Origin of the sequence: Pseudomonas kurunegalensis (assembly GCF_030291635.1) — a bacterium.
Taxonomy (GTDB): Bacteria; Pseudomonadota; Gammaproteobacteria; order Pseudomonadales; family Pseudomonadaceae; genus Aquipseudomonas; species Aquipseudomonas monteilii.
This window is the reverse complement of sequence record NZ_CP127871.1, coordinates 3,638,190-3,649,927: the sequence shown is the minus strand read 5'-3', so window position 1 is coordinate 3,649,927 and position 11,738 is coordinate 3,638,190. Positions and strand designations below refer to the sequence as shown.

The 11,738-nt window shown below is 64.0% G+C and carries 2 protein-coding genes; one reads left to right on the top strand and one right to left on the bottom strand.

Annotated features, from left to right (window positions below; all coding sequences use genetic code 11):
* Window positions 1-271 precede the first annotated feature (271 nt).
* Window positions 272-11,098, top strand: coding sequence for a peroxidase family protein (locus tag QQ992_RS16360; RefSeq protein WP_286110295.1), 10,827 nt, complete (start codon window positions 272-274; stop codon window positions 11,096-11,098).
* Between the two features lie 76 nt (window positions 11,099-11,174).
* Here QQ992_RS16360 and QQ992_RS16355 read toward each other — a convergent pair whose 3' ends face one another.
* Window positions 11,175-11,666 (bottom strand): TonB-dependent receptor domain-containing protein, encoded by a 492-nt coding sequence (locus QQ992_RS16355; RefSeq protein WP_350156075.1) that lies wholly within the window; start codon window positions 11,664-11,666, stop codon window positions 11,175-11,177.
* Between the last annotated feature and the right edge of the window lie 72 nt (window positions 11,667-11,738).

Sequence of the window (11,738 nt, the reverse complement as noted above, 5' to 3'; positions counted from 1 at the left end):
GAACTTTTCATAAGTGTCTAGAAAACAGCGAGTTGCATCGCATTCTCAGGACGGGCTATTTTTTTGACGTGATATTGACAAGGTTTTCTCCTGCGACTTAAGTCTGATGTATTCCGCCCCTGTGTAAGGGATCTGAGACGGTATTCAGGCACCGTGATTGGACTGAAAAACTAAAAACCCGAAACAACAACTGCGCACGTCAACACTGACTGGGCGCGGGAAGGACCCTGTTGCCCTGTGATTTCTCCCGACAGATCGAGGGCAACTGAACATGGCCAATTTCAGCAAGTCGGACCTGGAATTCATCCTCAAGCAGATCTTCATCGCCGAGGCCCATGCCGCGGGCGCCAGCCTGATCGACCTGCTGCCCAACAGTCAGGTGCCGTTCGGCCTGCGCACCGTGGATGGCAGCTTCAACAACCTGGTCGCCGGGCAAAGCGAGTTCGGCGCTTCTGACAACGCGTTCCTGCGCTTGCTCGATGCCTCCTACCGCGCCAACTATGTGGGCACCGGCAATGTCGTCGATTCGCAACCACGCACCATCAGCAACCTGATCGTCGACCAGACGGCGAACAACCCGGCTGCGGTCGAGGCCAATGGCGGTGCCGCCCCGGTGATGAGCCCGGGTATGGACGGGGTGTTCGGCACCGCTGATGACAAGCCTGTGTTCTTCATCCCCAACGTCTCGCCCGACGCGGGCCTGACGGCTGGCTTCAACGCCTGGATGACCTTCTTCGGCCAGTTCTTCGACCACGGTCTGGACCTGGTGACCAAGAGCAGCACCGATATCGTGTTCATTCCGCTGCGCCCGGACGACCCGCTGTTCGTGGCCGGCAGCCCGACCAACTTCATGGTGTTGTCACGCGCCGTACGCACCGCCGGCGCCGATGGCGTGGTGGGCACCGCCGACGATAGCCAGCCCAATACCACCTCGCCGTTCGTCGACCAGAGCCAGACCTACAGCTCGCACCCCTCGCACCAGGTGTTTCTGCGTGAATATGCGTTGAGTGCCGCAGGCGACCCGGTGGCCACCGGGCGGTTGATCACCAACCGCGACCTGGGCGCGGACGGCAAGTTCGGCACGGCCGACGATGGCAACAGCGAGAATGGCGGCATGGCCACCTGGGCGGTGGTCAAGGCGCAGGCCCGCGACCTGCTGGGCATCAACCTGACCGATGCCGACGTGCACAGCGTGCCGCTGCTGGCCACCGATGCCTATGGCAACTTCCTGCGCGGGCCCAACGGCATGCCTCAGGTGGTGATGCGGGTGAACAATGGTGCCGATAACATTGCCGGCACTGCCGACGACGTCACCACGCTGGTCGAAGGCAACCGCGCTGCGCCGATCAGCCTGGCCAACGCCGTGAGCACCGGGCATGGCTTCCTTGACGACATTGCCCACAACGCCGCGCCCGTGGTGGTAGGTGGCGTGTTGCAGGCCGACGCCGACAGCGCAGTAGGCAACGCCCAGCCAGTTGGCCCAGGCGGCAACAACCTGACCTACGACAACGAACTGCTCGACGCCCACTACATCGCCGGTGACGGCCGGGTGAACGAAAACATCGGCCTTACTGCCGTGCACCATGTGTTCCACTCCGAGCACAACCGCCTGGTACAGCAGACCAAAGACACCTTGCTGGCCTCGGGCGACCTGGCGTTCCTCAACGAGTGGCTGATCGACGATGTCACCGCCATCCCCACCACGCCAGCCGGCATCGCCGCACTGGTATGGGACGGCGAGCGGTTGTTCCAGGCCGCCAAGTTCGGCACCGAAATGCAGTACCAGCACCTGGTGTTCGAAGAGTTCGCGCGCACCATTCAGCCGCAGATCGACGAGTTCCTGGCCCCCAACGGCTACGACACGTCGATCAACCCGGCCATCCTCGCCGAGTTCGCCCACGTGGTGTACCGCTTCGGCCACTCGATGCTGACCGAAACCGTCGACCGCTTCGACCCCGACTTCAACCCTGTGTCGGGTGACCCCGCCAACCCGGATCAGCAACTGGGCCTGATCGCCGCCTTCCTCAACCCGCTGGCCTTCGCCGGCAGCGGTGCCACCGCCGATGAAGCGGCCGGTGCGATCATTCGCGGCGTGACCCGCCAGCTGGGCAACGAAATCGACGAGTTCGTCACCGAGGCCCTGCGCAACAACCTGCTTGGCCTGCCGCTGGACCTGCCTGCGCTGAACATCGCCCGTGGCCGTGACACCGGTATCCCCAGCCTGAACGAGGCGCGCCGCGAGTTCTATGCCGCAACCGGCGACAGCCAGCTCAAGGCCTACATCAGCTGGGTCGATTTTGCCGACCACCTCAAGCACCCAGCGTCGCTGATCAACTTCATCGCCGCCTACGGCACCCACGCCACCATCACCGGGGCCACCACCGAAGCGGCCAAACGCGCCGCCGCCGTGGCGCTGGTGCTGGGCGGCGACGGCGCGCCTGCCGATCGCCTGGACTTCCTCAACAGCACCGGCGCCTATGCCAACGTGACACTGGCCGGCAAAGACGGTATCGCCGGCACGGCCGACGATATTGCCGGCGTGACGGTGACGGGTGTCGATGCCATCGACTTCTGGGTCGGCGGCCTGGCCGAGAAAAAAATGCCCTTCGGCGGCATGCTGGGTTCCAGCTTCAACTTCGTCTTCGAAACCCAGCTGGAAGCGTTGCAGAACGGCGACCGCTTCTACTACCTGTCGCGCACGGCGGGCATGAACTTCGGCACGGAACTGGAGAACAACTCCTTTGCCAAGTTGATCATGGCCAACTCCGACGTCACTCACCTGTCCAACACCGTGTTCCTCACGCCCACCTTCACCCTGGAGGTGAACCAGGCCAACCAGTTCACCGGGCTGGGCGCCGACGGCAAAGCCGACCCGACGGGCGGCATCGAAATCAACGGCGTGGAAATCGTACCGCTGGTGATTCGCGATAACCCTGACACTGTGGGGCCAGACAGCAACTTCCTGCACTACACCGGTGAAGACCATGTGGTGCTGGGCGGCACTTCCGGCAACGACATCATCATCTCCGGCGAAGGTGACGATACCGTTTACGGCGATGCCGGCGACGACGTGCTCGAAGGCGGCGCAGGCAACGATGCCGTACTGGGTGGCGCAGGTGACGACATCATCACCGACTCGTTCGGTGACAACCGCCTGGAGGGCAACGCCGGTAACGACGTGATCGTCGCCGGCAGCATGCTGGCGGCCGGCAACCTGATCCTGGGCGGCGACGGCCAGGACTTCATCATCACCACCGAGGACATCACCACCACCTTCGGTGGCCAGGGCGACGACTTCATCCTCGGCGCCAAGACCAACCTGCCGCCCACCGGCAACGAGGGCGACGACTGGATCGAGAAGGGTACCCAGGACGGTGCGCCCGGCGACAACTTTGCGCCGCTGCTGGGTGACGAAGTGGTCGGCAACGACATCTTCGTCGGGGGCGGTGGCTTTGACGAAATGATCGGTGAAGGCGGCGACGACATCTTCGTCGGCAGCGATGCCCAGGACAAGATGGACGGCATGTCCGGCTTCGACTGGATTACCAACAAGAACGACAAGGTCGGCGTTACCGTTGACCTGAGCCTGGCCGCACTGGCCCAGCCCCATGGCAATGCGCCAAATCAGAACGCTGGTGTATTCAACCCGGTCGGCGCCTCGCCGGCCAGCATCCTCGACCGCTTCGCCGAGGTGGAAGGGGTGTCCGGCTCGAACTACGCCGATGTGCTCAAGGGCGATGACGTCGATGCCGTGACCATTCTCAACCATGGCGGTGCCACCGGCAGCGCCCTGACCAACGTGGCACTGATCCGCGGCCTGCAGCAGTTCCTGGCCGATGCCGGGTTGCCGACCACGGGCTTTGCCACCGGCAACATCATGCTCGGCGGCAATGGCAGCGACCTGATCGAAGGCCGTGGCGGCGATGACCTGATCGATGGTGATAAATGGCTGAACGTGCGCATTGCGGTGTATGCCCCAGGCGACGTCAACCACACCGGCCCTGAGATCGCCAGCTTCGACAGCATGATCGACATGATCCCGTTCATGCTCGACCGCACCTACAACCCAGGCCAGCTCAAAGCCGTGCGGGAAATCCTGCCGGGCACCTCCACAGGCGGCGCAGCCTTTGACACGGCCATATTCTCGGGTGTGCAAAGCGAGTATGTAGTCACCCAGAACAACAAGGGCACCGCCGACGTTGCCGATGATGTCTGGACGGTGACCGATACCGTGGCCGGCCGCGATGGCGTTGACACACTGCTGCACATCGAGCGCCTGCAGTTCGCCGACAGCCAACGCGTGCTGGTGGAAGGGGTGAATGCGCAACCCACCGGCAGCCCGACCGTCACTGATGGCAACGGTGGCGCGATCACCGTGGGCGATATGCTGACAGTGAGCGTGGCGGGCGTACTCGACGCCGACAACATCAGCGCGGGCAACCCGACCGGTACGCTTGCCGACCGTTCGGTGTCGTACTACTGGCAGTTCGAGGCCGACCCGGGCAGTGGTGTGTTCCAGGACATCATCCTGCTGCCGGCCGGCGACCTGGCGTTCCAGAGCGCCGACGGTACGTCGTTCAAGGTGTCGCCAGACCTGGCCGGGCTGAGCCTGCGGGTCAAGGCGATCTACCAGGACGCCCATGGCACCACCGAAATACTGTTCTCGCAGCCAACGGCCGTGGTACAGCCGGGCGCACCTGTGGTGCCGACCCCGGCAACCCCGGTCGTGGATGCCACGGCTGGCGGGGAGGGGCTGCACATGGTGCGCTCCGACCTCAACTTCATCCTCGACCAGATCAAGATCGCCGAGGCCGATGCCGCGGGGCAGGACATCCTCTCGCTGATCCCCAACATCCGCGCGCCTTTGGGCCTACGTGCGGTCGATGGCTCTAACAACAACCTGATGAACCTCAACGGTAACAACAACACCCAGTTCGGTGCTGCCGACAACGTCTTCCCGCGCTTGACCGACCCGGTGTTCAACCCGGCAGAAGGTGCCCCGGCCGGCTTCTTCGGCCCCGGCTCGCCGGCGATTCCCGGCTCTTCGTACCAGCAGACCAGCGGCCCGGTGTTCGACTCGCAGCCACGCACCATCAGCAACCTGGTGGTCGACCAGACCTCCAACAACCCGGCGGCCTATGCCACCGCCTATGACCCGGGTGCGGATGGCGTGCTCAACTTCGGCACGCCTGGCAATGACGACGTGCTCAAGGATGGCGTGCGCATCGTCGCCAGCCCAGGCATGGATGGCCAGTTCGGGACCACCGACGACCACGATGTGTACCTGTTCGAAAACACCGCTGCCGATGCCGGGTTGTCCGCGCCGTTCAACGCCTGGATGACCTTCTTCGGACAGTTCTTCGACCATGGTCTGGACCTGGTCACCAAGGGCGGCTCGGGTACCATCTACATCCCGTTGCAGCCGGATGACCCGCTGTACGTGGAGGGTGGTTTCACCAACTTCATGGTTGTAACCCGTGCCACCAACCTGCCAGGGCCGGATGGCATCCTCGGCAACGCCGATGACATTCACGAGCACACCAACACCACCACGCCGTTCGTGGACCAGAATCAGACCTACAGCTCGCACCCCTCGCACCAGGTGTTCCTGCGCGCCTACATCATGACGGATGATGGCCCTGTCGCTACAGGCCGCCTGATCACCAACCGTGACCTGGGCGCCGATGGCAAGTTCGGCACCGGCGACGACACCGAAATCGGTGGCATGGCCACCTGGAAGGTGGTCAAGGCCCAGGCCCGCGATCTGCTCGGCATCAACCTGACCGATGCCGATGTCGACAACGTGCCGCTGCTGGCAACCGACGCCTACGGTAACTTCATCAAGGGGCCGAACGGCTACCCGATGGTGGTGATGAAGGGCCTGGACGGCATTGCCGGCACGGCCGATGACCAGCAGGTCGAAGGCAACCCGCTGGCGCCGCTCGACCTGACAAACGCTGTGCGCACGGGGCACCAGTTCCTCGCCGACATCGCACACAATGCCGTGCCGGTGTTCAGCGGAGGCGTGCTGGCGCCGGATGCCGACAACGTGGCTGGCAACGCCGTGCCCGTCAACCCGCAGACCGGTGCCAACCTGGCGTACGACAACGAACTGCTGGATGCGCACTACATCGCCGGTGATGGCCGGGTGAACGAGAACATCGGCCTGACCGCCGTGCATGCCATCTTCCACTCCGAGCACAACCGGCTGGTGGCGCAGACCATGGACACCGTGCTCGACTCCGGCGACCTGGCGTTCCTCAACGAGTGGCTGCTCAACCCGGTCACTGCCTTGCCGGTCACCCCGGCCGAGATCGATGCCTTGGTATGGAACGGCGAACGCCTGTTCCAGGCGGCCAAGTTCGGTACCGAGATGCAGTATCAGCACCTTGTGTTCGAGGAGTTCGCCCGTACCGTGCAACCACGGGTGGACCTGTTCTTTGCCCCGACCCAGGTGTACGACGTGGACCTCGATGCGTCGATCGTGGCCGAGTTCGCCCACACCGTGTACCGCTTTGGCCACTCGATGCTGACCGAGACTGTCGACCGCTTTGACGTCGACTTCAACGTCATCCAGGACCCGGCCAGCGCCAACCCCGAGCAGCAACTGGGCTTGATCGCGGCGTTCCTCAACCCGCTGGCCTATGCCGCCAGTGGCGTCACCCCCGAGGATGCCACCAGTGCCATCGTGCGCGGTGTCACCCGCCAGGCCGGTAACGAAATCGACGAGTTCGTCACCGAGGCGCTGCGCAACAACCTGCTCGGCCTGCCGCTCGACCTGCCGGCGATCAACATCGCCCGTGGTCGTGATGTCGGCATCCCCTCGCTGAACGCCGTGCGCCGCGACATCTTCGGGCAAACCGGCGATACCCAGCTCAAGCCGTACACCAGCTGGGTCGACCTGGTGCAGCACCTCAAGCACCCCGAGTCGCTGATCAACTTCATCGCGGCTTACGGCACCCACAGCAGCATCACCGGTGCCACCACACTGCTGGAAAAACGCGCTGCGGCCATGGCCCTGGTGTTCGGCGGCGATGGCGCGCCGGCTGATCGCCTGGACTTCCTCAACAGCAGTGGTGCCTGGGCCAACGTGACCCTGCCGGGCAAGGATGGCGTGCTGGGTACCGCCGATGACCTGAAGGCCGTGACCGTGACCGGTGTCGATGCCATCGACCTGTGGATCGGCGGCCTGGCCGAGGCGAAAACCCCGTTCGGCGGCATGCTCGGCAGTACCTTCAACTTCGTGTTCGAAAACCAGATGGAGAAACTGCAGGACGGTGACCGCTTCTACTACCTGGAGCGCACCTCTGGCCTGTCGATGAACGCCGAGCTGGAAAGCAACTCGTTCGCCAAGCTGATCATGGCCAACACCTCGGCCACCCACCTGCCGGGCCTGGTGTTCTCCGACCCTGGCTTCTACCTGGAACTGGACCAAAGCAAGCAATACAACGACGGCCTGGGCAACGCCGACCCGCTGGGCGAGAACGGCGAGCAGGTGGTGTTCCGCGACAGCCCGCTGACGGCTGGCCCGGACACCAACTACATCCGCTATGCCGGTGCCGAGCACATCGTGCTGGGCGGCACCAACGGTGACGACATCCTGGTGTCCAGCGAGGGTGACGACACGGTCTGGGGCGATGGCGGCAACGACCGCATCGAGGGTGGCGACGGCAACGACCAGCTGCGCGGTGGCGCCGGCGACGACATCATCAGCGACATGGGCGGCGACGACAACATCCAGGGCGGCGACGGCAACGATGTGCTGCATGGCGGTAACGGCGTCAACCTGATCATCGGCGGTTTCGGCAACGACTTCATCGTCACCGGTGAAGACGCATCCGAAGCCATTGGCGGCCAGGGCAACGACTTTATCCTGGGCAGCAAGGCCAACGAACAGGACATGGGTAACGAAGGCGACGACTGGATCGAGAAGGGCACCTCGGACGGTGCGCCTGGCGACAACTTCGACCCGCTCGGCAACGACCCGGTCATTGGCAACGACGTGTTCATCGGCGGCAACGAGAACGACAAGTTCAACGGTGAAGGCGGCGACGACATCATGGTCGGCAGCCTGGGCTTCGGCGACCGCTATATCGGCGGCTCCGGCTACGACTGGGCAACCTTCAAGGACCTGGCCCAGGGCGTGACCGTCGACTACAGCGACCGCTTCTTCGACGTGCCACCGGTACCGGGCTCGGGCGCGTCGGCGCTGGTGCGCTTCGACATCATGGAAGGCCTGTCGGGCTCGTCCCATGGCGACTTCCTGCGCGGTGACAACGAAGACGCCGCCAGCCTGCCGACCAATGGCGCCACGGGCAGCGTGCTGACCAACATCAACCTGATCAACGGCCTGTCCAGCCTGCTGGCTGCCGGGGCGACGTTCTACGATGGCGGCAACATCATCCTCGGCGGCAGCGGCAGCGACCTGATCGAAGGCCGTGGTGGCGACGACATCCTCGACGGTGACAAGTGGCTGAACGTGCGCATCAGCGTGCGCGCCAACAGCGACGGCACCGGCCCGGAAATCGCCAGTTTCGACAGCATGGAGCCGATGGTGCCGTTCATGCTCAATGGCACCTACAACCCGGGCCAGCTGGTGATCATCCGGGAGATCCTCAATGGCACCGACAGCTACGACACGGCGGTGTTCTCGGGGGTGGCCACCGACTACAGCGTGGTGGTCGATGGCAACGCGGTGATCGTCACCGACCTGGTGGCCGGGCGTGATGGTGTCGACCGCCTGACCGGTATCGAGCGCCTGCAGTTCTCTGACCGCTCGCAGGTCTCTGGCGTGGGCACTGCCGTGAACGCCGGCCCCACGGGGCATCTGGTGATTCTCGACGCCGCCACGGGCGTGCGTGATGACACACCGGTCAGCGGCCAGCTGCTGCGTGTAACGCCGTTGGCGGTACATGACGCGGACAACGTCAGTGCGGCCAACCTGACCGGCGCAGTCAACGGCCCGGTGGCGTACTACTGGCAAGTCGAGACCCTGCCGGGTTCGGGGGTTTATGACGACATTACCGTTGTCGCCGCAGGAGAGGTTCAGCGGGCGACGGGCGCTACCTACCGGGTCACGGACGATGTGGCTGGCCTTAGCATCCGCGTACGTGCGGTGTACCAGGACGCCAAGGGCACGCTGGAAATCGTCGACTCGTCACCGAACAGCGCGCCAAGCGCCGGGCCGACCGTGACCGGGCTGTTGGTGCAGAACCAGACGCTTACCGCCAACCCGGCGACCATCGTCGATGCCGACGGCATCAGCAACCCGCAGTTCACCTTCCAGTGGCAGTCCAACCGGGGAGTGGGCTGGGTCAACATTGCCGGCGCCATCGGCAGCACCTTTGTCCTGACCCAGGCGCAAGTGGGGCAGAACATGCGCGTGGTGGTCAGCTACGTGGATGACTTCGGCGTGCAGGAAAGTGTCGCCTCCGACATCCTCGACCCGGTGGCCAACGTCAACGATGCACCGACCGGTGCGGTGCTGATCAGCGACACCACGCCAGACCGGGGCCAGACGCTGACCGCGCTCACGGGCGGCATCGCTGACCTGGACGGGCTCGGTGCCTTCAGCTTCCAGTGGCAGCAAGGCACTGGCGGTACCTTCAGCAACATTGTAGGCGCTACCGCCGCCACCTTTACCCCGGGCTTCGCCCAAGGCAACCAGCAGTTGCGGGTGATCGTGCGCTACACCGACGGCTTCGGCACCCTGGAGTCGCTGACCTCGGCCGCGACGGCCGCAGTGGCGGTGCCGCCAGGTGTGACACTGGTGGGCACCAATGCGGCCAACACCCTGACCGGCGGGGTGGGCGACGACGTGATCTCGGGCCTGGGTGGCAATGACACGCTCAATGGCCTGGGGGGTGCCGACCAGCTGTTCGGCGGGCTTGGCAACGACACCCTCAACGGCGGGGACGACCCGGACCTGCTCAATGGCGATGACGGCAACGATACCCTCAACGGCGGGCTTGGCGCGGATGCCATGAACGGCGGTGCCGGCAACGACACCTTCGTGGTCGACAACGCGGGTGACACGGTAACCGAGGCGCTGAACGGGGGGACCGATCTGGTACAAACCAGCTTGTCCAGCTACACCCTGGGGGCCAACGTCGAAAACCTGACCTACACCGGCAGCAGTGCCTTTACCGGTACGGGTAACACGCTGGCCAACACCATTACCGGAGGTGCCGGAAACGATGTGCTCAATGGCGGAGCAGGGGCCGACCGCCTGGTCGGTGGCGTCGGCAATGACACGTACGTGGTCGATAACGCCGGCGATGTGGTGGTCGAGGCCACCGGCGCAGGCACCGATACCGTGCGCACCACGCTTGCCAGCTACACGATGGTTGCCAACGTCGAGACGCTGACCTTTACCGGCACGGGGAATTTCACCGGTACCGGCAACGGCCTGGCCAACATCATCAACGGCGCGGCAGGGAATGACACGCTCAATGGTGACGGTGGCAACGACACCTTGAACGGCAATGCCGGCAACGACACCCTGAACGGCGACGCCGGCAACGACCAGCTGTTTGGTGGCCTGGGGGCCGACAGCCTGAACGGTGGCGGTGGCGATGACAGCCTCGACGGCGGCGACGGCAATGACACGCTGCTGGGGAATGCCGGTAACGACACCCTGCTCGGGGGCATTGGTGATGACAGCCTGGACGGCGGCAACGGCAACGACACACTGCAAGGTGGTGATGGCAACGACACGCTGTTCGGTGACGTCGGCACCGACACCTTGATCGGGGGCGCCGGTAACGACTTCCTCAACGGTGCGGCGGGCAACGATACGGTGGTAGGGGGCGCCGGCAACGACACGATGATGGCCACTGATGGCAACGATGTGTTCCAGTTTGCAGTCGGCTTTGGCAACGACCTGATCATCAACTTCGATGCCATTGCGGCGGGTGGCCAGGACCGGCTGGACATCACTGCCCTCAACATCACCGCAGCCACCTTTGCCGCCAGTGTTTTCATCGCCGATGTCGGTGCGGATACGCTGGTCAGCATCGGTGCTGCCGATTCCATTCGCCTGGTGGGGGTGGCGGATGCAACCACGGTGACTGCTGCGGACTTCATCCTGGCGGGGTGAGGGGCTAAAGGACTGGCTGTTGGTTTGAAAAGCCGGGGCCGCAAAGCGGCCCCGGCTTACGTACCGTCCAACCGGCTCAGAAGTCGTAGCGCACGTTCAACGCAGCGTTCCTGGGTGCCCCGTAATGCCGATAGTTCCCCGCAAGGCCCGTCAGGCGATCACCATGGGCATTTTCCGTCCGTGAATGGCTATACCCGGTATGTACGTTCCAACCGTCGGCCACCTCGCCGGAGAGCTCAAGGTCGATCCCTTTGGTTTCAGCCCCTTTCACCGCGCGTGACGCGGTAGAGTTTGCCACGCCGGGTATCGGAACACCGGTGTCATCTTCCGCAAAGTTGTCTCGCTTGATCAGGTAGACCGCAGCACTGGCATTCAACCGGCCCTCATAGAACTCGCCCTTCCAGCCCATTTCGTAGTTCTTGCCGATGACGGGATCAAGCACCTTGCCGGTGCGATCTACGGCGGTCTGTGGCTTGAAGATATCGGTGTAGCTGGCATACAGGGATTGCTCTGGCGTCAGGTCATAGATCAGCCCAGAATAGGGCACGACCTCACCGCGTTCCAGCATGTTGGACGGCCTGTCAAAGCCGCTGGGCAGCGAACCTGGGCAGCCGCTCACCTTGCATCGTTTAATTGCGAG

Coding starts and splice junctions, on each gene's coding strand:
- QQ992_RS16360 (WP_286110295.1), top strand. CDS start 272: ATGGCCAATTTCAGCAAGTCGGACCTGGAATTCATCCTCAAGCAGATC.
- QQ992_RS16355 (WP_350156075.1), bottom strand. CDS start 11,666: ATGCTGGAACGCGGTGAGGTCGTGCCCTATTCTGGGCTGATCTATGAC.